Genomic DNA, 21,680 nt, shown 5'->3' on the forward strand with positions numbered 1-21,680 from the left:
GGCGAGCGGAGTTTTTGATGGCTGACTATGATTTCGACGTGCTGGTGATCGGCTCCGGTCCGGGCGGCTATGTGGCCGCGATCCGCGCCGCGCAGCTGGGGCTCAAGACCGCGTGCGCGGAAAGCCGCGAAACGCTCGGCGGCACCTGCCTCAACGTCGGCTGCATCCCGTCCAAGGCGATGCTGCACGCGTCGGAACTCTATGAGGCCGCCAAGGGCGGCATGCTCGCCAAGCTCGGCGTCAAGATCGACAGCATGAGCCTCGATCTCGAGACGATGCACGCCCAGCGCATGGATGCGGTCAAGCAGCTCACCGGCGGCATCGAATTCCTGTTCAAGAAGAACAAGGTCGAATGGCTCAAGGGTCATGCCAGCTTCGAGAACGCCAACACGGTCAAGGTCGGCGACCGCACCGTGACCGCGAAGAATATCGTCATCGCCACCGGCTCGTCGGTGACCCCGCTGCCGGGCGTCGAGATCGACCAGCAGGTGGTGGTCGATTCGACCGGCGCGCTCGAACTGCCCAAGGTTCCGGGCCACATGGTCGTGATCGGCGGCGGCGTGATCGGGCTTGAGCTGGGTTCGGTGTGGCGGCGTCTCGGCGCCAGGGTCACCGTGGTCGAATTCCTCGACCAGATCCTGCCCGGCATGGACGGCGAGGTCCGCAAGGAAGCGAACAAGATCCTCAAGAAGCAGGGGATGGAGTTCAAGCTGTCGACCAAGGTCACCAAGGTCGAGCGCAAGGGCGACGGCGCCGTGCTGACGGTCGAGCCTTCGGCCGGTGGTGCCGCGGAAACGATCGAAGCGGACGTCGTGCTGGTCTCGATCGGCCGCCGCGCCAATACCGAGGGCCTCGCGCTCGACAAGGCCGGGCTCGCGGTCAACGCGCGCGGCCAGATCGATATCGATCATGATTTCGCGACGAAAGTGCCAGGCGTCTGGGCGATCGGCGACGTCGTTCCAGGCCCGATGCTCGCGCACAAGGCCGAGGATGAGGGCATTGCGGTGTCGGAGAATATCGCGGGCCTGACCGGCATCGTGAATCACGATGTGATCCCGAGTGTCGTCTATACCTGGCCCGAAATTGCCGGCGTCGGCCTCACCGAAGAGCAGGCCAAGGAGCGCGGGCCGATCAAGGTCGGCAAGTTCCCGATGCTCGCCAACAGCCGCGCCAAGACCAATCACGAGCCCGACGGCTTCGTGAAGGTGATCGCGGACGCTGCCAGCGATCGCGTGCTCGGCATCTGGTGCATCGCCAGCGTCGCCGGCACGATGATCGCGCAGGCCGCGCAGGCGATGGAATTCGGCGCGACCAGCGAGGACATCGCCTACACCTGCCACGCCCATCCGACCCATTCGGAAGCGATCAAGGAAGCGGCGATGGCGGTGACCGGGAAACCGATCCACATCTGACGGGACGATCGTCAGCGGCGGCGCATGATCATCCCCACGGCGATGGTCAGCGCCGCGGCGGCACCGGTCGCGATCCACAGCGCGTCGAGCCCGATCAGTTGGTAGGTGTGCGTGCCGGCCGTTACGCCCGCCAGGAAGCCCAGCCACAGCATCAGATGGGGCAGCCACGCCCAGCGCTCGCCGCCGACCAGGGCCAGCGCCGCCCGCTGCGCGAAGCGCACGAGGGTGCCCGTCATATAGGTCAGCCCGATCGAAACTTCGCCGTCGCGCTGGAACGTGCCGTTCTCGGCGCCCATCGCGGCGGCGGTCAGGAACAGGGCGGCAGCATCCGACCCCCGCCCGTGGCATAGCGAAGCGATCCCGAGCAGGGCGGTCACCGCTCCCAGTACCGCCGGCTTGCGCCACTGCGGCACCGCGTAAGCGACCAGGGTTCCGCCCATCGCGCCCAGCACGAACGACAGGATCAGCAACGCCGCCCGCTGCGCGGCGGGCGCCGCCCCCGATCCGACGGCGACGCCGAGGTGGGTGGTGTTGCCGCTCATGAACGAGACGAAGAAACCGCCCAGGCTGAGAAAGCCGAGCGCGTCGACGAAGCCCGCCAGTGCCGCAAGGCAGACGGCGACGGCGATCAATGGTCGATCGTAACGGCGCATGTTCGAAACTAACCGGGCTGCCGCGTCACGGGAAGATCGTTTCGGCCTTGGGGCAACCGATCCTCCTCTGAGGCGTATCTCTCGGGACCGTAACGATCCTGAGGATTTTCATGCAGAGACTTTTGGCAGGCGGACTGACGCTGTCGTTGGGATTGGCGGGTTGTGCGCAGCAGCCACCCGCACTTCCGACCAACCCGATCGATCTGGCCGCCACGTGCGGCGTGGTCGCCGCCGCGAGCGAGCGCGAGGCGGCGGGCGCCAAAGGCGATCTGTCCGCCGACGCGCAGGCACGCATCCTCCATTACGCGATGCTCTATGCTTCGACCGGCGACACGTTCGATCCGGACAAGATCAATATCGTGTCGAAGCGGATGCCAGTTCTGTTCGACGGAACGATCAAGGGCAAATGGCAGACGTTGCGCACAAGCTGCGCCACCGCCTTCCCGGCAGCGCAGATCAAGCAGCCGGTGCTCCCGGCCAAACCAGTCGACGCCATGTTGCAATGCTATGTGCTGACCGATTTCCTGCGCAAGGCGTTGGCCGATCAGGGCGCGAATTACGGCGCCGCAGCCAACGCCTATGGCGCGTTCAAGGACCAACTCGATACGAAGATGACGCCGGTCCTGCGCGCGGCGGGACTGCATAATGGCGATACGCTCAAGCAGAAGCGCATGGACGAACTGGCTGCTGCGACGAAGCTCGGCCAGCCACCGGCGGTGATCGATGCCTGCGAGAAGAAATACGGTGCGTAAGTAAGGCTTAGGGCAGGCGCTGCCCGAGCACCTGATAGGCCATCACCGCGCAGGATATGGCGGCGTTCAGGCTGTCGGCCTTGCCCAGCATCGGGATCTTCACGCGCAGATCGCACGCGGCGGCATAATCGGCGGGCAAGCCTTGCGCTTCGTTACCGACCATCAGGAAGGTGGGGGCGGCGTAGCTCGGCCGGCGATAATCCTCGCTCGTGTCCAGGCTCAATCCAACCAGCTGGCCAGGGCCCGACCGCAGCCACGGCAGAAAATCGTCCCACCGCGCCTGCGCGATGCGCTGGGTGAAGAGCGCGCCCATGCTCGCGCGCACTGCCTCGACCGAGAAGGGATCGACCGTATCGTCGATCAGGATCAGCCCGCCCGCGCCGACCGCGTCGCCGGTGCGCAGCATCGTGCCGAGATTGCCGGGGTCGCGCATCGCCTGCGCCACCAGCCAGATGCCGGACGCGCTGCGGTCGATCGCGGACAGGCTGGTGTCGAACTGGCGATAGACGCCGAGGACGACCTGGGGATTATCCTTGCCGGAGAGTTTATGAAGGATATCGCGGCTGGTCTCGACCGCTTCGCCGCCTTGGGCCTCGACCGCGGCGGTCAGCCGCCGCACGATCGGATGCTGCGCGCTGTCGGCGGCGAAGAACAGATATTCGGGCAGTACGCCGGTTTCTTCCGCCTCGGCCAGGATACGCAGGCCCTCTGCGAGGAACAGGCCTTCCTCGCGGCGGTGGCGCTTCTCGCGCAGGTTACGGACCCGCTTGATCAGCGGATTGGAGAAAGCGGTGATCTCGCGCGGCATCAGGAGGCTGTAACCGGCCTGATGCCGCGAGAGAATAGGTGTCGGTTATCGCGATTTCCGACTCGCCGGGTGTTTCCACCCGGCTGGAAATCGCTCAGCCGCGCTTGCGGTCCCGGATCGTCGCCGGCTGGGCCGGCTGACCCGCCTTGGGCGGCGGCGGGATCGTGATCTGCACATCCTCGCCCGAACGGCCCGGAAACCCCGTGAACATCGCATCGACCAGGTTGGGCACGATGTGCGGCAGCGACTGATCGGTCGAGCGCGCCCGCGCCTTGCCCTCGAACAAAGTCTGGCCGTCGGCGGCGCGACGGATCTTCAGGTCGAGATGGCTGATGAAATAGGTGTAGCTGTTGATCTCGGGACCGCCGAACGGGCTGTACCAGAAGGGATCGTCCCAGCCGTAATAGAAGCCGCGGCCATAGACCGGGCCGCGCAAGCCGCCGAAGCCCCGGCGATAGCCGACGCCCCAATTGCCATATGGTCCCCAACCCCAGGCAGGGCCGACGCCAGGCGTCGTAACAACCTCGGTATGGCCGTTGTCGACGTTGTAATTCATCGTCACGACCAGGCTGGCATGGCCGGGTTCACCCTGATGATAGCCGAGCGCGGTGAGACGCGAACTTACCAGTTCGGCGTAGGTCTGGAATTCGATCCCGCCCTGCAGCCGCGGATCGGACGCCTGCACGAAGAAGGTCTGGCCGTCGGGCGGCGGCATCATCTGGAAGCGGGCCACATCGGCCTTGAACGATTCGGCGCAACCGCCGGCGAGCAGCAAAGCGGCCGGGGCAATGAAGGTGATTATCTTGCGGCGGAGAGACATTATGAGGCGTCCTGTATAAGCTCCAGAGCCGAAGCTAAGCCGTTGTCACTGAACCGCGATTGAACGTTCCGCACAAGCGATGAGTTGCCGGGATGCGCCAAAGCGAGTGCGCCGCCTCAAAGACCCATCGCGCGATAGGCGCCGGCCAGCGTCGGCGCGGCCACCGCGCGGGCCTTTTCAGCGCCCACGCCAAGCAGCCGGTCGAGTTCGGCCGGGTCGCGCTGCAACTCGGTCAGACGGCCGCCGATCGGACGCAACGTTTCGACCATCAGCTCCGCCAAAGCCGGCTTGAACGCGCCGAAACCCTGGCCGGCAAAGCGTGCGAGCACGTCCACGACCGGCTCGTCGGCAAGCGCGGCATAAATGGTGACGAGATTCTTCGCCTCGGGCCGCCCATCCAGATCCTTGGGATCGGCGGGCAGCGGCTCGGCATCGGTCTTCGCCTTGCGAATTTTCTGCGCGATCAGATCGGGATCGTCGTTCAGATTGATCCGGCTCATGTCCGAAGGATCGGACTTGGACATTTTTGCCGACCCATCGCGCAGCGACATGATCCGCGCCGCCGCGGCGGGAATGGTCGGCTCGGGCAAGGTAAACAGCTCGACATTATAGTCGGTATTGAATTTGATCGCGATGTCGCGCGCCAATTCCAGATGCTGCTTCTGATCGTCGCCGACCGGCACGTGCGACGCCTGATACAGCAATACGTCCGCCGCCTGCAGCACGGGGTAGGTGAACAGGGCAACCGACGCGCCCTCGCGATTTTTGCCGGTCTTGTCCTTGAACTGGGTCATGCGGTTGAGCCAGCCAATCCGCGCGGTGCCGCTCAGTAGCCACGCCAACTCGCTATGCGCGGGAACGTCGCGCTGGCGGAACAGGGTCGCGCGGGTGGGATCGACGCCGCAGGCGATCAGCGCCGCCGCCATTTCGCGGATCGCGCGGCCGAGTTCGGCGGGATCCTGATACTGGCTGATCGCGTGGAGATCGGCGAGAAAGAAGAAGCATTCGCCTTCTTCCTGCATCCGCACCCAATTGCGGATCGCTCCCAGATAATTGCCGAGGTGGAGGTTGCCGGTAGGCTGGATGCCGGAAAGAATGCGCATAGCGCCGCGCCTTCGGGCAGCGCGCCTGTGAGGTCAAGCGCCGCCACTCCGGAGAGCAGCGGCGCGAACGACGATTACCAGGGCTTGGTCTTGGTCTTCGTCTTGGTCTTGGTCGTGCCAGTGACCGGATCATGCGTGGTCTTCTGGACAGTGGTGGTGGTGTTTACGTCGGCCGGATCGGCCGTCGTGGTGGTGGTCGCGGTCGCGGCCGGCATCGTCGGATCGGCACTCGTGGTAACCGTGGTCGAACTCGCGGCCGGGGCACCCGTGGTGGCGACGGTGGTCGAGGTCTGGCCGGTCACCGGATCCGGCGCGCTGGTGGTCGTCGTCGTGCTCTGCGCGAAAGCAGCCGTAGCCAGCGTCATCGCCGCACCAATCATCAGAATACGCATCGTGTCTCTCCTATTTGCACTTCTATGCGGGGGAGAAACGCAACAAGGGCCGATCGGTGCCTTAATCGGGCGTTCAGGTGGTGGAGGCGCGTTTGCGGAGCAGCAGCCTGATGTCGTCCAGAGCGAATGCGCCGGTGACGAAGCTAGCGAGAAAATAAACGATCGCGCCACCCGAACAAAGCAAAGCGAGCGTGCCCACGCGCAGCAGGAATCCGTGCGTCAGATAAGGGTCTGCATAGGGGCCGAGCAGATAGAGCACGCCGCCCATTACCAGCGCCGCGAGCAGCAGGCGGGGAATTCGGCGGCGCAGTTGCGCATCGGCGGCCAAATGACCGCGCTTCACCAGCGTCCGGTAAAGCATCCCCACATTGACCGTCGACGAGATCGCGGTTGCCAGCGGCGGGCCGAGCACGCCGATCGTCGGGATCAGGATGAGGTTGCAGCCGATATTCACGCCGACCGAAATAATCGCATAGCGCACCGGCGTTCTCGTATCCGATCGGGCGTAAAAGCCCGGCGTCAGCACCTTTACCAGCACATAGGATGGCAAGCCGATCGAGAAGGCGCTTAATGCGCCCGCGACGCGTCCGACGTCGCTCGCCTTGAAGGCGCCATGCTGGAATATCCCACGCACCAGCGGCTCGGATGCGAAGATGAAGGCGGCAGTCGCCGGCAAGGTCAGGAACAAGGCGAGCTCGATCCCGCGATTCTGGACTTCCATCGCCTCGACGTCGCGGCCGGTGCTGAGCAGGCGCGAGACAGTCGGCAGCAGCACGGTACCGAGCCCGATGCCGATCAGGCCCAGCGGCAGCTGGTTCAGACGATCGGCGAAATTGATCGACGAGATCGAGCCCGCCACCAGCACGAAGCCAGCAAGCGAAGTCGAGATCAGGAGGTTGATCTGCGACGCGCCCGCGCCGACGGCAGCGGGCAGGATCAGCTTCATCAGCCGACGGACATCGTCATCGAGCCGCGGCCGCCGAAGACGCATGCTGACGCCCACCCGGCGACAGGCCAGCATCAGCCAGCCGAGCTGGAGGGCGCCGCCGACCGTGACCGAGATCGCCTGCACCCAGGCCGAGACGAGCGGGTCGGCGCCGTGAAAGAACAATAATGCGCTGACCATCGAGATATTGAGCAGGATCGGCGCGGCGGCGTTGACCCAAAATTTGTCGAGCGAATTGAGGATGCCGCCGAGCAAAGAGGCCAGGCTGATCAGCATCAGATAGGGAATTGTGATTCGCGACAGCAGAACCGCGAACGCGAGTTGCACATGCGTCGGATGCTGGCTGTGGAAACCGCCAGACAGGAGCATGGTGATCGGCCAGGCCGCCACGATCATCGCTACGGTAAACAGAACAAGCACGGGAAACAGGATCGCCAGCGCTTGCTCGGCAAACCTGATGCCGATGGCGAGCTCTCCGCTTTCGCTGACTTTGCGGTTGAACATCGGGATAAAGGCGGCGTTGAACGCGCCTTCCGCGAACAGGGCGCGGAACATGTTGGGCAGGCGGAAGGCGACGAAAAAGGCATCGGACGCGAAACTCGCGCCCATGTAGGTTGCCTGCAGCGTGTCGCGCCCGAGCGCGATCACGCGACTGGCGAGCGTCAGGCCGCCGACCGACCCCAGTGAACGGGCAAGGCCCATATTAACGCGTCATCCCAGCGAAAGCCGGGATCTCAGAAGATGAGCGGGCACCCAGCCGGCTGAGATCCTGGCGTCCGCCAGGATGACGAAATTCCATTTGTCAGGCCTGGCCGGCGGTTTCGCCCTCGGCCAGCTGCGTCGCCTGCTGTGCCTGCTGCATGTACATCGCGCCGAAATCGATCGGATCGAGCAGCAAGGGCATGAAATTGCCGTCGCGGGTGGCGTCGGAGATGATGCGGCGCGCGAACGGGAAGAGCAGGCGCGGCGCTTCGGCATAGAGGAACGGCGAAAGCTGATCGGCGGCGATATTGCGCGCGCCGAACAGGCCGGCATAGAGCAGTTCGACCGCGAAAATGGTCGTATCCGCTTCGCCGGTCGCGCGCACGTCGATCTTCATCGCCACTTCGTGGACATCGTCCGCCACCGGCGAGACCGAGATGTGGAACTGGACGTCGATCTGCGGCTGCGCCTGCTGCTGGTAAATGCCCGGCGCGTTCGGATTCTCGAACGACAGATCCTTCACATATTGCGCGATCAGGCCGATCTGGGGCGCGGTGTCCGCACCGTTGGGCTGAAGGCCTTCGGGCGTTGCGGTGCTGGTGTCGTCGGCCATGGCGTCTGTCATTCCTGAATGTCTGGAGCGGGCTGGCCCTTGTGCCGCCCGCGGGCGGCAAGCCGCTAGCAGCCCCGCTCCGGGAGGGCAATGCGGAACCCGGCGGCTATGCGCGGAGTCTAGCAAGCGTCCAAGCTTGTTTGCAGATTGCAAGCGTGCCCCCTATGTAGGGGGCAATATGGGAGGTCCGGTGACCACGCTGATCGTTCTCGCGCTCGTTTTCGTTTTCGTCGCTCTGCGCCTGTGGAGCGTGCTTGGGCGGCGCACGGGCCACGAACAGCCGATCGCCAAGGCCGAAAGCGTGCCGATCGTGCGCGGTGTGACGCTGAAGACGCCCGAAGCGGCGCCCGCGCCCACGATCGGTCAGGAACCAACCCCGTCAGCCAGCGCCGCTGCGGGTTTGCGCACGATCGCTGCGGCCGATCCCCAGTTCGACGTCGTGCGCTTTGTCGAGGGCGCCAAGGCTGCTTACGGCATGGTGCTCGACGCTTATTGGCGCGGCGATCAGGATGCGCTCGACAAGATGGTCGATCCCGAAGTCGCCCACAGCTTCGCCCATGCGATCCATGAGCGCGAGGAAGCGGGCGAGACGCTCGACAACCGCCTCGTCTCGGTCGAGCAGGCGCAGATCGAGGATGCCCAGGTCGAAAACGGCATCGCCCATATCCGCATCCGCTTCGAAGCCGACGTGGCCGCGGTGACGCGCGATCGCGACGGCAACGTCATCGCCGGATCGCTGACCGATGCAGTACCGACCCACGACGTCTGGACCTTCAGCCGTCCGGTCAAGTCGCCCAATCCGAACTGGATGCTCACAGAGACCGACGAAGCGGCCTGACCCCGACATGCGGGGAGGCTCAATTCGCGTTGGATTCGCGCTCGCCGCGTCGCTGTTCGTCGCCGCTTGTTCGACCACCCCGCATCGCCCGCCGCACGGACCGGCCGCGCCGCCGCGGGTCGAACAACCGCCCAAAATCGTCGTGCCGCCGCCTCCGCCGCCTCCGCGCAACGCGGTTGAAGCAGGCGTGTCCGCCGGTCCGCCCGTTTCCTCACTCGATCTTTCGGTCGATCAGGCCAGCGCCGCGCGCGACGCCTTCAAGGCCTCCTGCCGCTCGCTGATGAAGCGCAAGGAGATCAGCGGCCTGACCCAGCCGATCGACTGGGCGCCCGCCTGTGCCGCCGCGGCGATCGCCGACACCGATCCGGTCGCTTTCTTCCAGACCCAGTTCGAAACATTGCTGGTCAGCAGCGGCGCTTTTTTTGCGACCGGTTATTACGCGCCGGAGATCGAGGGGTCGCGCACGCACGACACCGGTTTCGACGTGCCCGTCTATCGCCGCCCGCCCGATCTGGTCGAAATGGACAGCGGCGTCGCCGCCGGCGGGGCTCCGTCGGGCAAGAAAGTACGCGGGCGGCTGCAGGACGGCCAATTCGGCCCTTATTATGATCGCGCCGCGATCGACGCCGGCGCGCTCGCCAATCAGGGGCTGGAGATCGCCTGGGTCCAGGATCCGGTCGAGCTGTTCTTCCTCGAAATCCAGGGCTCGGGCCGGCTCCATCTGCCCGACGGCAGCTATATGTGGATCGGCTACGATACGCAGAATGGCTATAATTATACCGGCATCGGCAAGATGATGCGCGACCGCGGCCTGATCGGCCCGAACACAACCTATGCGACCTCGATGCAGGGCATAAAGGCCTATCTCGCCGACCATCCCGACGAACGGCAGGCGCTGATGGAGGAGAATAAGAGCGTCGTTTTCTTCCACGAACTGCCCGGCGGCGCGCCCTTGGGCGCGATGGGGGCGCCCGTTATCGGCCATGTCAGCGTCGCCGCCGATCCCAATTTCACCCCACTCGGAGCACCATTGTGGCTGTCCGCCGACCGGACTGAGGTGACCGGCCTATGGGTGGCGCAGGATACGGGCGGCGCGATCAAGGGCGCCAACCGCATCGATACTTATTGGGGCGCGGGCGTGATCGCGGCGATCACGGCGGGCGGCATGTCGGCGCACGGCCAGATGCTGATCCTGGTGCCGCGCGGCACGATCGAGAAACTGAGGCCGACGCTGATCAGTCAGCAGACCAATGCCGCCGGGGCCGCGCCTCAGCGCTGAGGAACGCGCGCTGTGGGCGCGCGTCGCGGCGACGATCAAGCCGCTGGAGGGGAAGGCGGTCGATATGGCCGAAATCCTGTCCGCACCGCCGACGCCGCTGGTCAAGCGCAAGCCCGCTGCCCGCGTCGCCACCTCGCCCAAGCCCGCGCGTCTGATCGAAGCACCGCCGCCGGATACTTTGGACGGCGGTTGGGACCGGCGGTTGCGGCAGGGCGTGGTCTCGCCGGATCGCACGATCGATCTCCATGGTCATACGCTCGCGACCGCGCAGGCGGCGCTCGAAGGGGCGTTGGCGCGTGCGGTGGCGGACGATGTGCGTGTTTTGCTGGTGGTGACGGGCAAGCCGCCGCGGCCGGAAGCCAAAGGGCGGGGGCTGATCCGTGCCAGCATCGGCGACTGGCTCGGCACGTCGGGCTATCGCGATCGTATCGCCGCCGTCCGCCACGCGCATCCGCGCCATGGCGGTTCCGGCGCGCTTTATTTGATCCTCAGGCGAAGACGCGGCGAATAACGCCCTCATAGATGTCGGTCAGCGCGTGGAGGTCTGGGATCGCCACCGCTTCGTCCAGTTTATGCATCGTCGCGTTGATCAGGCCGAACTCCACCGTCGGCGCGAGCTTTGACAGGAAACGTGCGTCGGACGTGCCGCCGGTGGTCGAAAATTCGGGCGTGACGCCAGTCACGTCCTGGATCGCCGCGCTAACCAGCGCCGAAAAGTCGCCCGGTGGCGTCAGGAACGCCTCGCCCGATATGCGCGCCACCACGCTCGCGCCCGGCGCCTCGCCGGCGACGATCGCCTTGACCCGATCGACCAGCTCAGGCCCGCGCTGCAAATCGTTGAAGCGGATATTGATCCGTGCCCGCGCCGCGCCGGGAATGACGTTGGTTGCGCCATTGCCGGTGTCGACGTCGGTCACTTCCAGATTGGACGGCTGGAACCAGGCATTGCCCTGATCGAGCTCGAGCGCCGAAAGTTTGGCCACGATCCGCGCCAGCGCCGGGATCGGATTGTCGGCCAGATGGGGGTAGGCGACGTGGCCCTGCGTGCCCGGCACCTCGATCCACATATTGACCGATCCGCGCCGCCCGATCTTGATGGTATCGCCCAGCCGCGCCGATGATGTCGGCTCGCCGACCAGGATCAGATCGGGCTTGTGGTCGTGGGCCTGCATCCATTCGATGATCGCGGCGGTACCATGGATGGCGGGGCCTTCCTCGTCGCCGGTGATGATGAAGGCGAGCGTGCCCTTGTGGCCGGCGGTCCGCGCGGCGGCAGCCGCGAAAGCGGCGAGCGCGCCCTTCATGTCTACCGCACCGCGTCCGTAGAGCAGGTCGCCGTCGATCCGTGGCGCGAACGCATCGGCAGTCCAGCCGCCGCCTGGAGGCACGACGTCGCTGTGGCCGGCGAAGGCGAGGAAGGGGGCGCCCTGGCCCCGGATAGCGAACAGATTTTCGACCGGACCGTCGGGTGGGCCGCCATTGGTGAAACGGTGGACCTCGAAGCCTTGGGCTTCGAGCGCATAGGTCAGCACATCCTGCGCGCCGGCATCTTCCGGCGTGACGCTGGGGCAAGCGATCAGTTGCTGGGCAAGGGCGACAGGGTCGAGCGGCATTACTGCCGGTTAGCGCGACCCCACGCATTCGTCATGCTGAACTTGTTTCAGCATCCATCGTGAAACAGGCGCGGGCGCGCGGAGGCCCGATGGACCCTGAAACAAGTGCAGGGTGACAAATGAAAAGGGGGAGAGGTTAGCCCTCTCCCCCTTCCTATATTTTAGCGACCGCCGCCGGTCGTCTTGCGGACGGCGTTGCGGTGCGCTCCGGGCGCGCCCTTGCGCGGGCCGAAGTGACGCTTGGGGGCGCCGCCGGCCGGACGCTCGCCGCCGCGCTCACCACCGCCACGGCCGGCGTCGGGACGACGCTGGCCCTGGCCATGCCGCTGACCGCGCGGACGTTCCACACGCTCTTCGGACTTGGCGGGCTTGGGCAGCTTGGCCAACTCGGCGAGGAAATTCTCTGGCAGCGGCACGATGGTCGGACGCACGCGGGTCAATTTCTCGATGCCGCGCATGTAGGGGCGCTCATCGTCCGCCACATAGGACACGGCGAGACCGGTCGCGCCGGCACGCGCGGTGCGGCCGATGCGGTGGACATATTGTTCCGGCACGTTCGGAATTTCGAAGTTGAAGACGTGGCTGACGCCCGACACGTCGATACCGCGCGCGGCGATATCGGTCGCGACCAGGATCGGCGCACGGCCGGCCTTGAACTCGGACAGCGCGCGCTCGCGCTGCGGCTGGCTCTTGTTGCCGTGGATCGCGTTGGCGGCGATGCCGGCGGCCATCAGATGCTTCACGACGCGATCGGCGCCGTGCTTGGTGCGCGTGAACACCAGCGCACGTTCGATCGTCTCGCGCTTCAGCGTCAGCGTGAGCAGAGCCTGCTTCTCCGCCTGATTGACGAAGGTCACATACTGCTCGACGCGCTCGGCGGTGGTCGCCGGCGGTGCGACCGAGACCTTGACCGGATTGGTCAGGAAGCTCTCGCCCAGATCGGCGATCGTCTTCGGCATGGTCGCCGAGAAGAACAGGGTCTGGCGCTTCTTCGGCACCAGCTGGTGGATGCGCTTGAGCGCATGGATGAAGCCCAGATCGAGCATCTGGTCGGCTTCGTCCAGCACCAGAATCTCGACGTCGCGCAGCGTCATTGCGCGCTGGTCGATCAGGTCGAGCAGGCGGCCCGGCGTGGCGACGAGGATGTCGACACCGGCCTGAAGCTGGCGGATCTGCCGGTTGATCGGCACGCCGCCGAACACGGTCATCACCGACAGGCGAAGGTTCTTGCCGTACGCGGTGAAGCTCTCGGCGATCTGGCTGGCGAGCTCGCGCGTCGGCGCGAGCACCAGCATGCGGCAGCCCTTTTGCGGGCGCGGCTTGAAGTCGGCGGCGAGGCGGTGAAGCGACGGCAGCGCGAACGCGGCGGTCTTGCCGGTGCCGGTCTGGGCGATGCCGCACAGATCGCGGCCTTCCATCACGACAGGAATAGCCTGCGCCTGGATCGGGGTCGGCTTGTCATAGCCCTTGGCGGCGAGCGCCTGCTGAAGCGGCGCGGCAAGGCCGAGGTCGGAAAATTTGGTCAATTGATGCACTTTCGTGTGCGCAAACAGCCGTCCGGAATCATCTCCCGAACCGCGGCAAGCGGGTTCATGAGACGACCCGCGTGAAAGGGGAGCCCTTGGCTAGCAGCACCTCAAGGGGGGCACGACCCGCATATGGCGGAAGTTCACGCTGCCCGACCGGACGCACGAATGCATCGGTGCTGCTGCCCATATGGTCTATTGCAGGTGCGAAAGCAAGGTGGGACCCTTCGATGCACCGAAAGAGCCTTTCGCGGTGCACAAAATTCTGAGCGTGTCCGATCCCCCCTCGACCCCATTGGGCGGTGCGCTAAAGTGTGGGAATGACCCGTCTCGCCGTTGCGCTCTTCGCCCTCCTCGCCGCCAGTTCCGCCACCGCCGCGCTCTCGCCGGCGGAAAAACGCATGGCCGCTACCATCGACGCCTCACAGGAGCGCGACATCGCGCTGCTTCAAAAACTGGTCGATCAGAATAGCGGCACCCGCAATTTCGAAGGCGTGCGCGCGGTTGCGACGATGATGCAGGCCGAACTCGAACCTTTAGGCTTCACCGTTCGCTGGGTGTCGACGCCGGAGGTGAACCGCGCCGGCCATCTGCTCGCCGAGCATAAGGGCCGCGGCATGCACATCCTGCTGATCGGCCACATGGACACGGTGTTCGAGAAGGACAGCCCGTTCCAGAAGATGGTTCGCCGCGGCGATACCGTCGAGGGGCCGGGCACGTCCGACATGAAGGGCGGGCTCGTCATCATGCTCTCCGCCTTGCGGGCGATGAGGACGGCGGGGACGCTCGAGCCCGCCGACATTCGCATCGTCCTGTCCGGGGATGAGGAAAGCGCGGGCCGGCCGCTCGCCATATCGCGCGGCGACATGATCGCAGCCGGCAAATGGGCCGACGCCGCGCTCGAATTTGAAGGGCTCGCGCAGCAGGGCGGCAAGGATATCGGCTCTATCTCGCGCCGGGGATCGATTACCTGGACGTTGAACACCACCGGCCACACCGCCCATTCCGCCGGCATTTTCGGCAAGTCGGACGGGTTTGGCGCCAATTACGAGCTGGCGCGGATCATCGACACGTTCCGGCGCGAATTGCGCGAGCCCAACCTCACCTACAGCGTCGGCATCATGCTCGGCGGCGTGACCGCCACGCCGTCGGCGACGACCGAGGAAGCCGCCGGCGGCACCGTGCAGGGCAAGGCCAACATCATCGCCGGGCAGGGCTATGCGACCGGCGACATCCGCGCTCTGTCCAACGATCAGGCGATGCGGATCGAAACCAAGATGCGCGCGATCGTCGCGGATCACCTGCCCGGCACCGGCGCCGAGATCAGCTTTGGCGAAGGTTATCCGGCAATGGCGCCGACCGAGGGCAGCCGCGCGCTGCTGGGCCAGCTCAACGGCGTCAATCGGGACCTCGGCCTTGAGCAGATGGGCGAGCTCGATCCGATGCGGCGCGGCGCGGGCGATATCGCGTTCGTGGCACCCTATACGAGCGGCCTGGTCGGGACGGGCGCGGCCGGCGATGGCGCGCACGCGATTGGCGAGACCGCCGATCTCGCCAGCTTCCCGCGTCAGGAAAAACGCGCGGCCTTATTGATGACGCGGCTGGGCAAGCAAAAATCGGCCAAGCCCTGATCCGATTTCCGGAACCGCGCGTTTTGCTATTGTGCGGTCTTCGTTCTAGGGCGGCGCGCGTGCCGGCGAATTGATGGGCGCCGGACCGCGAACCTATCGTGATACGATCCCGCTCGATCCTTACGGCACTCGACAGACGGCGAGATAGCCGCGGTCGCGCCCTCCTATCGCATCAACTGAAAGATCTTGTTCCTTATGCCTTCGTTCAAAGACCCGAGCTTTCAGGACCGCACCGCCAGCGCCGCGCAAGCCAAGCAGCGTGCGCTTGAAAAGCTGCTTGCCCGGCCGCCGATCGATCCCGCCGTCCTGGAACAGCGCAAGGCCGCCCAGGCCGCGCGTGACGAGGCTGCGGCCAAGGCTCGCGAAGAGAAGAAGGCTGCTCGTGAGCAGGAGAAGGCCGAGCAGCGCGCCCGCGCCGCCGAGGTTGCCCCGCCCCCGCCCGTCGAATTGACCGAGGAAGAGAAGAAGGCTGCCCGCGACGCGCGCTATGCCGCGCGCAAGAATCGCGTGGGCCGCTGAGCGTTGATTCCGCTTGAGCTGATCGACACGGCCGAGCTTCCCGATGGCGGGACATTACGTCTGATGCGGCGCGGCCAGGATTTTTCGATCCTGTTCGGCCGCAACGAGCTGATGAGCAGTCGCCTGCGCGGATCCGAAGAGGCGTTGGCGACGCTCGCTTATGATCGGCTGCGCGGACGGGCGGCCCCCCATATGCTGGTCGGCGGTCTGGGCATGGGCTTCACTTTGCGTGCTGCGCTCGCCGTGCTGCCGGCCGACGCGAAGATTATCGTGGGCGAACTGGTGCCGAAGATCGTCGAATGGGCGCGCGGCCCGCTCGCGCATCTGTTCGGCGATGGCCTCGATGATCCGCGCGTCGCGATCGAAATCCGCGACGTCTACGAACTGATCGCCGGATCGCGCGCGGCCTATGATGCGATCCTGCTCGATGTCGACAATGGCCCGGATGGTCTGATCCACGCCGCCAATGACCGCCTCTACGGCAAGCAGGGGCTGCGGGCCGCCCACGCCGCGCTGCGGCCGGGTGGCGTGCTCGCGATCTGGTCGGCCTATCCCGACAAGGTCTTCGCCGATCGCGTGGCACGCGCCGGCTTCATGGTCGACGAGGTGAAGGTCCGCGCCACCGGCGGCCGAAAAGGCGCGCATCACGTCATCTGGGTCGCCATTAAGGTCTAGCCTGCCTTGATCTGACCGCCCCTTCGGCCCACATGGCAGCCATGCTGATCGAGACCGAAACCACGCCCAATCCGGCGACGCTCAAATTCCTCCCCGGCCGTCCGGTGATCGAAGCCGGCCCGCCGCGCGACTTCGCCGACGCCGACGAGGCCGCGGCGTCGCCGCTGGCCGAAGCTTTGTTTTCGCAGGGCGATGTCGTCGGCGTGTTCTACGGGCGCGATTTCATCGCGGTCACGGCGGGTGAGGGCGCCGACTGGCGCGATCTGTAGCCGCAGATCCTGTCGATCCTGCTCGACCATTTCTCGTCGCAGGCGCCTTTGTTCAAGACCGGCAGCGCGCACGAAATCCATATCGAGGAAGAAAGCGAATTCGCCGAGAATCCGGAGGATGCGGATATCGTGGCGCAGATCAGGGAATTGATCGATACGCGCGTCCGCCCGGCGGTCGCCAATGACGGAGGCGATATTGTCTATCGCGGCTTCGACAAAGGCGTCGTCTATCTGGCGATGCACGGCGCCTGTTCGGGCTGCCCGTCGTCGACCGCGACGCTGAAGCAGGGCATCGAGCAATTGCTCAAACATTATGTGCCCGAAGTGACCGAGGTCCGCGCCGCCTGATCTCGATCTGACAACAGGGGAAAAGCATGTCCACGCCGCTGTCCGACGAAGCCCTCGACCGCGTCTTCCGCTCCGCGCGCACCTATAACGGCTTCACCGATGAACCGGTCAGCCAGGATCAGCTTCGCGCGATCTGGGACCTGATGAAATGGGGGCCGACTTCGGCTAACCAGTCGCCGCTGCGGATAGTCTGGTGCGTGAGCCAGGATTCCAAAGACAAGCTCGCCCAATTTTGCTCGGCACAGAATGCGCCCAAGGTGCGCAAGGCGCCCGTCACCGCCATCCTGGCGATGGACATGGAATTCTATGAGAAGCTGCCCAAGCTTTTTCCGCACGTCGATGCGCGCGCCTGGTTCCTCGGTAATGACGGGCTGATCCAGGAATCGGCTTTTCGCAACTCGACGCTGCAGGGCGCCTATTTCATCATTGCCGCCCGCATGCTCGGGCTCGATACCGGGCCGATGTCGGGCTTCGACACGCATAAGGTCAACGAGGCCTTCTTCGCGGGCACGTCCTACAAGGCGAATTTCATCTCCACGCTCGGCCATGGCGATCCGGCGAGCATCTTCGATCGGCATCCGCGTCTCGACTTCGACGAGGCGAACCAGATACTCTGACCGAATGACGGTTCTGGTGATCGAGACGGCGACCGCCGCATGCTCGGTGGCGCTGCTCGACGGCGACCGGGTCGTCGCCGCGCGCCATGAACTGGTCGGACGGGGGCATGCCGAGCGGCTCGTGCCGATGATCGGCGAGGTGCTGGCCGAGGCGGGCATGAAGCACACAGACATGATCCAGGTCGATTGCGGGCCGGGCAGCTTCACGGGTATTCGTGTCGGCTTGGCCGCGGCGCGTGCTTTGTCGCTCGCCTGGCATGTGCCTGTCACCGGCTATAGCGCGCTGGCGCTGATCGCGGCGACGGCGAAGGAGAATGTCGGCGTGGCGATTACCGGCGGTCATGGCGAATTGTTCGTCCAGCGTTTCGCGCGGACGCCGCTCACCGCGCTTGGCGACCTGCGTTCGCTCGCGCCCGCTGCCGCTGCCGCCGCGATTTCCGATTCGCTGGTTTTGGGGTCCGGTGCTGCGGCTTTGGTCGCGGCGCGGGGCACGGGCAGGGCCGACGAAGCGTTTCCCAATGCCGCGGATGCGCGCCTGCTGCCGTCGACGCTGACCGGGCTGCCGCCGACGCCGCTTTACGGCCGCGCGCCCGATGCGAAGCTGCCGCAATGAACGTGACGCTACGCGAGGGCGACGAGGGCGACATCGGCGCGCTGATGGATGTCATGGAGAACGCCTTCGACCCCTTGTTCGGGGAGGCGTGGAATGCGGGCCAGTGCCTTGGCATATTGTCGCTGCCCGATGTCTGGCTGACCTTCGCCGAAGCGGGCGACCGCACGGTTGGCTTCGCGCTCAGCCGGCTGCTGGTAGACGAAGCCGAATTGCTGTTGCTCGCGGTCGAGCCCGACGTCCGTTGCCACGGTGTCGGTCGGGCGCTGATCGAGCGCGCGGTCGCGATCGCGGTCAGCAAGGGTGCGCACCGGCTGCTCCTCGAGGTGCGCGACGGCAATCAGGCGCTCGATCTCTATCAAGGCTCGGGCTTCAGCGAGATCGGCCGGCGTCGCGATTATTATCGCGGATCGGACGGCACCACGCGCGATGCGCTCACGCTGGCGCGGCCAATCGGCGATCGCTTCGGCTGATGCTCTTCCAACCGTCCCCCAAAGCCGATAGCATGCACCCATGACCCGTTCGATCGACGTCGAAGCTCTGTGTGCCGACAAGGGCCTGCGCATCACTGAGCAGCGCAGGGTGATCGCGCGTGTGCTGTCGGAGGCGGAAGACCATCCCGATGTCGAGGCGCTGCATGCCCGCGCATCGGCGATTGATCCCGGTATCTCGATCGCGACCGTCTATCGCACCGTGCGGCTGTTCGAGGATGCCGGCATCCTCGAACGCCATGATTTCGGCGATGGCCGCGCGCGCTACGAGGCGGCGGCGGAGACGCATCACGACCATCTGATCGACGTCGAGACGGGCAAGGTGATCGAATTCGTCGATGCCGAACTCGAAGCGCTACAGAAGCGCATCGCCGAGAAACTGGGCTTCCGGCTCGTCGATCACCGCATGGAGCTTTACGGCGTCTCGCTCGACCGACAGGGCTGAGCGCACGGAATGACAGCCAGAGCGGTTGTGCGCGTGCTCTGCATGGCGCTGCTTTTGCTGATCTATGTGCCGCTCTGGGCGATCTGCCGGCTGTTCGGCGGCGGCGATTTCTTCGTACGCTCCTATCTCGGCTGCGTCGGGTGGCTCTTGGGGTTGCGCATCACGGTGACGGGTCGGCCAGTGACGGGCAATGCCCTCTACGCCGCCAATCACATATCATGGCTCGATATTCCTGCGCTCGGTGGCACCGTGCGTTCCCGCTTCATCGCCAAGTCGGAGATTGCCGGCTGGTCGCTGATCGGCTGGCTCGCGAAGCTCGGCGGCAGCGTGTTCGTCCAGCGTCAGAAGCGCAGCGAAGCGCGCGTGCAGGCGAACGCGGTATCGGAGGCTCTGACCGAAGGGCGGCTAGTCGTTCTGTTCGCCGAGGGCGGCACCGGCGATGGCGTCACACTCGCGCCGTTCCGCGCATCCTTGTTCGTTTCGGCCAATGAAGTGGGCGTCACGGTGCAACCGGTGGCGATCGATTATGGTGCGAGACACGCCGAAATCGCCTGGCCGGACGGAGCCCGCTTCGTCAGCGAGATGAAGCGCATGCTCAACCGGCCCGCGCCCGTGCCGGTGACGCTGCATTTCCTGCCGCCGCTCGACGGCGCCAAGCTGGATCGCAAGCAGCTCGCGTTAGAAACCCATCGCGCGATTGCCGCCGTGCTGAGGCTCTAGCCCCCGAACTTGAAGCCAATCCAGAAGGTTCGCGGGGTCGCGCGTTCGATTGTGCCGTCGGACGCGACCGTCGCCTCCACCAAAGCGTTGGTCACATTCTCCGCGCGCAACTCGATCGAAACGTTATGGCCGATCGGCACGCCTGCGGTCAGGTCCAGCGTCGTCGCGTGCTTGTCGACGCGGCTGTTCTGATCGTCTTCGAACTGGCCCGAAACGTAGCGAAGCGTGGCCGAAGTCGAGAGACCCCATAATTCCTCGCGGCCCAAAGTCGCGGACAGCTGGTTGCGCGGCGTCTGGGCCGGACGCAGACCATCGAGCGGCGCCGACAGGCCCGATCCCCGTACGCGCGCATCGACATAGGCATAGGAAGCCGACAGCCGCCATTCGCCGTCGGTGACATGGCCTTCCAGCTCGATACCGTTCGAACGGATCGCATCGAGATTGCCGCGCTGGCGATAGACACCGCCCGCCGCAACGAAACCGACGCCGGGGAAGGTGCCCGGACCCTGGCCAAGCGTGATGTTGCCGATCGCGTGATCGAGCACATTGTGGAAGACCGTCGCGCTCAGTTTGGTGTTGAAGAAGGGCGTCCAGTCGAGCCCGCCGTCTATGCCCTTGAGCCGCTCCGGTGTGAGACTCGGATTGGCGGCGGTCGCGTCGGCCCCGGCGCGGAACGGCCGGTACAACTCGTTCAGGGTCGGCAGCCGCCAGCCGAGATAGGCAGCGGTGCGGAAATGCCAGTGGCGCGCCGGCCGCCAGGCGATTCCGCCGCGCGCGGTCGTCTCCGTGCCGTTGCGGTCGGGATAATCGGTGTCGGTGACGAAGGCACCGGTCGCCAGCGTGCGCTCGCGCAGGCGTCCGTCGCTGATCCACCAGTGATCGATCCGCCCGCCGCCGGTCAGAATCCATTTATCGTTGAGTGCCCAGCTCAGGTCGGCGAAGGCGCCGGCGGTGGTGGTGCGTCCGCCCGCTTCGCGCTGGCGCGTCGGCTGGCCGGCGACATAGGTGAAATATTCGTCGGTCTCGCCTTCGGTATAGCGCGCGTCGGCGCCGACGCGTAGCTCGAGATTGCCGCCGATCGGCGGGCGCAGTTCGAACCGCCCGCCGATGCCGGTCGCGGGCACACTGAATTGATCGAGCGTTTCGGTCGCAGCGGTGCGGGTGGCATTGGCGCTGGCGAAACCCGAGCTGAATTGGCGCACCTGCAGATAGGTCAACGCCTCGAAACCCCAGCGGCCATGGCCCACCAGCCGCAGGCTCGCATCCGCGCCGGTGCTGTCATTGTTCGTGCCGGGCAGGCCCCGGCTGCGCTCGTCGCGCAGCAGCAGCATATTGGCCTGGAGTTCGGTGTCCGGGCCGACTGGGAAGATTGCGCGCCCGTCGATGCTGCCCTGGCGGTAGGCGGCGGGCTGGTCGATCGGACCGCGCTGGCTCGCGACGATCGGAATGAAACCGTCGCCGCGCTGATAACTGGCGGATAAGGTCGCGAAGCCGGCCCCCGCGCTGCTCGACAGCAAGGCATCGGCGTCGATCGCGTTGCGGCTGCCATAAGCGACGGAGACGGTCGCCGGGCGCAATTCTTCGGGACCCGCGCTGTCGATCTCGATCGTTCCCGCGAGCGCGCCGGGTCCATAAACGCCGCTGCCGCCGCCGCGCGTGACACGGATCTGGCCGAGCCGCGCCGGATCGAACGCGGTGAAGGTCACCCAGCCGCCGAACGGATCGATCTGCGGCACGCCGTCGAGCACGATCAGCGCGCGCGATGAGGCATTGCCGCCGAGCCCGCGCAAGGTCGCGCCCTGGCTGGTGGGATGGGCCGAACGCGAATCCGAGCGGCGAAATTGGTCAAAACCCGCGACGTCGCGCAGTACGTCCTCGATCCGATCGCTGGCGGTAGA

The 21,680-nt window shown here is 65.7% G+C and carries 23 protein-coding genes and 1 pseudogene; 14 read left to right on the top strand and 10 right to left on the bottom strand.

Features of this window, described 5'->3' with window-relative positions; genetic code table 11:
• Positions 1–17 precede the first annotated feature (17 nt).
• Positions 18–1,412, top strand: a complete 1,395-nt coding sequence (lpdA, locus tag VK533_RS15845; protein WP_324379466.1) for a dihydrolipoyl dehydrogenase — start codon at positions 18–20, stop codon at positions 1,410–1,412.
• A gap of 11 nt (positions 1,413–1,423) precedes the next feature.
• Here lpdA and VK533_RS15850 read toward each other — a convergent pair whose 3' ends face one another.
• Positions 1,424–2,044: a YoaK family protein gene (locus tag VK533_RS15850; protein ID WP_324379468.1), complete on the bottom strand. Its 621-nt coding sequence runs from the start codon at positions 2,042–2,044 to the stop codon at positions 1,424–1,426.
• A 131-nt stretch (positions 2,045–2,175) separates the two neighbouring features.
• Between VK533_RS15850 and VK533_RS15855 the strand changes: the two genes are divergently transcribed.
• Positions 2,176–2,817 (top strand): hypothetical protein, encoded by a 642-nt coding sequence (locus tag VK533_RS15855; RefSeq protein WP_324379470.1) that lies wholly within the window; start codon positions 2,176–2,178, stop codon positions 2,815–2,817.
• 7 nt (positions 2,818–2,824) lie between these two features.
• On the opposite strand, the gene VK533_RS15860 is transcribed toward VK533_RS15855, so the two are convergent.
• From VK533_RS15860 to secB, 6 genes are all read right to left on the bottom strand, one after another.
• A complete protein-coding gene (locus tag VK533_RS15860; RefSeq protein ID WP_324379472.1) occupies positions 2,825–3,625 on the bottom strand; it encodes an RNA methyltransferase in 801 nt (266 codons plus the stop codon).
• Positions 3,626–3,719: 94 nt separating this feature from the next.
• Positions 3,720–4,445, bottom strand: coding sequence for a DUF4136 domain-containing protein (locus VK533_RS15865; RefSeq protein WP_324379473.1), 726 nt, complete (start codon positions 4,443–4,445; stop codon positions 3,720–3,722).
• Positions 4,446–4,561: 116 nt separating this feature from the next.
• Positions 4,562–5,548: a tryptophan--tRNA ligase gene (gene trpS / locus VK533_RS15870; RefSeq protein ID WP_324379475.1), complete on the bottom strand. Its 987-nt coding sequence runs from the start codon at positions 5,546–5,548 to the stop codon at positions 4,562–4,564.
• A 74-nt stretch (positions 5,549–5,622) separates the two neighbouring features.
• Positions 5,623–5,940: a hypothetical protein gene (locus VK533_RS15875; RefSeq protein WP_324379477.1), complete on the bottom strand. Its 318-nt coding sequence runs from the start codon at positions 5,938–5,940 to the stop codon at positions 5,623–5,625.
• 73 nt (positions 5,941–6,013) lie between these two features.
• Positions 6,014–7,588: a murein biosynthesis integral membrane protein MurJ gene (gene murJ, locus VK533_RS15880; protein WP_324379479.1), complete on the bottom strand. Its 1,575-nt coding sequence runs from the start codon at positions 7,586–7,588 to the stop codon at positions 6,014–6,016.
• A 100-nt stretch (positions 7,589–7,688) separates the two neighbouring features.
• Positions 7,689–8,201 (bottom strand): protein-export chaperone SecB, encoded by a 513-nt coding sequence (secB, locus tag VK533_RS15885; RefSeq protein WP_324379508.1) that lies wholly within the window; start codon positions 8,199–8,201, stop codon positions 7,689–7,691.
• Positions 8,202–8,391: 190 nt separating this feature from the next.
• Between secB and VK533_RS15890 the strand changes: the two genes are divergently transcribed.
• From VK533_RS15890 to VK533_RS15900, 3 genes are read left to right on the top strand one after another with little or no spacing between them, the layout of a single operon-like run.
• The gene (locus VK533_RS15890) at positions 8,392–9,039 is read left to right on the top strand and encodes a Tim44/TimA family putative adaptor protein (RefSeq protein WP_324379481.1); all 648 of its coding nucleotides are present in this window, start codon (positions 8,392–8,394) and stop codon (positions 9,037–9,039) included.
• Between the two features lie 7 nt (positions 9,040–9,046).
• Positions 9,047–10,318 (top strand): murein transglycosylase A, encoded by a 1,272-nt coding sequence (locus tag VK533_RS15895; RefSeq protein ID WP_324379483.1) that lies wholly within the window; start codon positions 9,047–9,049, stop codon positions 10,316–10,318.
• Complete coding sequence (locus VK533_RS15900) at positions 10,290–10,829, top strand: Smr/MutS family protein (RefSeq protein WP_324379484.1); 540 nt, start codon at positions 10,290–10,292, stop codon at positions 10,827–10,829. The genes VK533_RS15895 and VK533_RS15900 overlap by 29 nt, the downstream gene beginning before the upstream one ends.
• On the opposite strand, the gene dapE is transcribed toward VK533_RS15900, so the two are convergent.
• Together dapE and VK533_RS15910 are read right to left on the bottom strand one after the other, a co-directional pair.
• Positions 10,807–11,931, bottom strand: a complete 1,125-nt coding sequence (dapE, locus tag VK533_RS15905; RefSeq protein ID WP_324379486.1) for a succinyl-diaminopimelate desuccinylase — start codon at positions 11,929–11,931, stop codon at positions 10,807–10,809. The two genes, VK533_RS15900 and dapE, sit on opposite strands and share 23 nt — an antisense overlap.
• Positions 11,932–12,092: 161 nt before the next feature.
• A complete protein-coding gene (locus tag VK533_RS15910) occupies positions 12,093–13,457 on the bottom strand; it encodes a DEAD/DEAH box helicase (RefSeq protein ID WP_324379488.1) in 1,365 nt (454 codons plus the stop codon).
• A 320-nt stretch (positions 13,458–13,777) separates the two neighbouring features.
• Here VK533_RS15910 and VK533_RS15915 point away from each other — a divergent pair, with 320 nt between their 5' ends.
• The 9 genes and pseudogenes from VK533_RS15915 to VK533_RS15955 all read left to right on the top strand — a co-directional run bounded on the left by VK533_RS15915 (position 13,778) and on the right by VK533_RS15955 (position 19,782).
• Complete coding sequence (locus VK533_RS15915; RefSeq protein ID WP_324379491.1) at positions 13,778–15,088, top strand: M20/M25/M40 family metallo-hydrolase; 1,311 nt, start codon at positions 13,778–13,780, stop codon at positions 15,086–15,088.
• A 195-nt stretch (positions 15,089–15,283) separates the two neighbouring features.
• Positions 15,284–15,607 carry a DUF6481 family protein gene (locus VK533_RS15920; RefSeq protein WP_324379493.1) on the top strand — a complete coding sequence of 108 codons (324 nt, stop codon included), beginning with the start codon at positions 15,284–15,286 and terminating at the stop codon, positions 15,605–15,607.
• A 3-nt stretch (positions 15,608–15,610) separates the two neighbouring features.
• Entirely contained in the window at positions 15,611–16,282 is a 672-nt protein-coding gene (locus VK533_RS15925; protein ID WP_324379495.1) for a hypothetical protein, read from the top strand.
• Between the two features lie 41 nt (positions 16,283–16,323).
• Positions 16,324–16,899 (top strand): annotated as a pseudogene (locus VK533_RS15930) (NifU family protein).
• Between the two features lie 26 nt (positions 16,900–16,925).
• Positions 16,926–17,516, top strand: a complete 591-nt coding sequence (locus tag VK533_RS15935) for a malonic semialdehyde reductase (protein WP_324379497.1) — start codon at positions 16,926–16,928, stop codon at positions 17,514–17,516.
• A 4-nt stretch (positions 17,517–17,520) separates the two neighbouring features.
• A complete protein-coding gene (gene tsaB / locus VK533_RS15940) occupies positions 17,521–18,129 on the top strand; it encodes a tRNA (adenosine(37)-N6)-threonylcarbamoyltransferase complex dimerization subunit type 1 TsaB (RefSeq protein WP_324379499.1) in 609 nt (202 codons plus the stop codon).
• Positions 18,126–18,599, top strand: coding sequence for a GNAT family N-acetyltransferase (locus VK533_RS15945; protein WP_324379501.1), 474 nt, complete (start codon positions 18,126–18,128; stop codon positions 18,597–18,599). The genes tsaB and VK533_RS15945 overlap by 4 nt, the downstream gene beginning before the upstream one ends.
• Before the next feature lie 40 nt (positions 18,600–18,639).
• The gene (locus tag VK533_RS15950) at positions 18,640–19,062 is read left to right on the top strand and encodes a Fur family transcriptional regulator (protein ID WP_324379503.1); all 423 of its coding nucleotides are present in this window, start codon (positions 18,640–18,642) and stop codon (positions 19,060–19,062) included.
• Between the two features lie 9 nt (positions 19,063–19,071).
• Positions 19,072–19,782, top strand: coding sequence for a lysophospholipid acyltransferase family protein (locus VK533_RS15955; RefSeq protein WP_324379505.1), 711 nt, complete (start codon positions 19,072–19,074; stop codon positions 19,780–19,782).
• On the opposite strand, the gene VK533_RS15960 is transcribed toward VK533_RS15955, so the two are convergent.
• Positions 19,779–21,680 (bottom strand): TonB-dependent receptor (locus tag VK533_RS15960; protein ID WP_324379506.1); only part of this gene is annotated, 1,902 nt, incomplete at its 5' end. The genes VK533_RS15955 and VK533_RS15960 overlap by 4 nt on opposite strands.

This window comes from Sphingomonas sp. (assembly GCF_035317925.1).
In the GTDB taxonomy this organism is placed as follows: Bacteria; Pseudomonadota; Alphaproteobacteria; order Sphingomonadales; family Sphingomonadaceae; genus Sphingomonas_I.

Bases quoted from the DNA above. Each gene is read 5' to 3' on its own strand.
- VK533_RS15860 (WP_324379472.1), bottom strand. From the start codon at position 3,625: ATGCCGCGCGAGATCACCGCTTTCTCCAATCCGCTGATCAAGCGGGTC.
- murJ (WP_324379479.1), bottom strand. From the start codon at position 7,588: ATGGGCCTTGCCCGTTCACTGGGGTCGGTCGGCGGCCTGACGCTCGCC.
- tsaB (WP_324379499.1), top strand. From the start codon at position 17,521: ATGACGGTTCTGGTGATCGAGACGGCGACCGCCGCATGCTCGGTGGCG.
- VK533_RS15875 (WP_324379477.1), bottom strand. From the start codon at position 5,940: ATGCGTATTCTGATGATTGGTGCGGCGATGACGCTGGCTACGGCTGCT.
- dapE (WP_324379486.1), bottom strand. From the start codon at position 11,931: ATGCCGCTCGACCCTGTCGCCCTTGCCCAGCAACTGATCGCTTGCCCC.
- VK533_RS15955 (WP_324379505.1), top strand. From the start codon at position 19,072: ATGACAGCCAGAGCGGTTGTGCGCGTGCTCTGCATGGCGCTGCTTTTG.
- VK533_RS15945 (WP_324379501.1), top strand. From the start codon at position 18,126: ATGAACGTGACGCTACGCGAGGGCGACGAGGGCGACATCGGCGCGCTG.
- secB (WP_324379508.1), bottom strand. From the start codon at position 8,201: ATGGCCGACGACACCAGCACCGCAACGCCCGAAGGCCTTCAGCCCAAC.
- VK533_RS15855 (WP_324379470.1), top strand. From the start codon at position 2,176: ATGCAGAGACTTTTGGCAGGCGGACTGACGCTGTCGTTGGGATTGGCG.
- VK533_RS15865 (WP_324379473.1), bottom strand. From the start codon at position 4,445: ATGTCTCTCCGCCGCAAGATAATCACCTTCATTGCCCCGGCCGCTTTG.
- lpdA (WP_324379466.1), top strand. From the start codon at position 18: ATGGCTGACTATGATTTCGACGTGCTGGTGATCGGCTCCGGTCCGGGC.
- VK533_RS15935 (WP_324379497.1), top strand. From the start codon at position 16,926: ATGTCCACGCCGCTGTCCGACGAAGCCCTCGACCGCGTCTTCCGCTCC.
- VK533_RS15950 (WP_324379503.1), top strand. From the start codon at position 18,640: ATGACCCGTTCGATCGACGTCGAAGCTCTGTGTGCCGACAAGGGCCTG.
- VK533_RS15895 (WP_324379483.1), top strand. From the start codon at position 9,047: ATGCGGGGAGGCTCAATTCGCGTTGGATTCGCGCTCGCCGCGTCGCTG.
- trpS (WP_324379475.1), bottom strand. From the start codon at position 5,548: ATGCGCATTCTTTCCGGCATCCAGCCTACCGGCAACCTCCACCTCGGC.
- VK533_RS15920 (WP_324379493.1), top strand. From the start codon at position 15,284: ATGCCTTCGTTCAAAGACCCGAGCTTTCAGGACCGCACCGCCAGCGCC.
- VK533_RS15915 (WP_324379491.1), top strand. From the start codon at position 13,778: ATGACCCGTCTCGCCGTTGCGCTCTTCGCCCTCCTCGCCGCCAGTTCC.
- VK533_RS15900 (WP_324379484.1), top strand. From the start codon at position 10,290: ATGCCGCCGGGGCCGCGCCTCAGCGCTGAGGAACGCGCGCTGTGGGCG.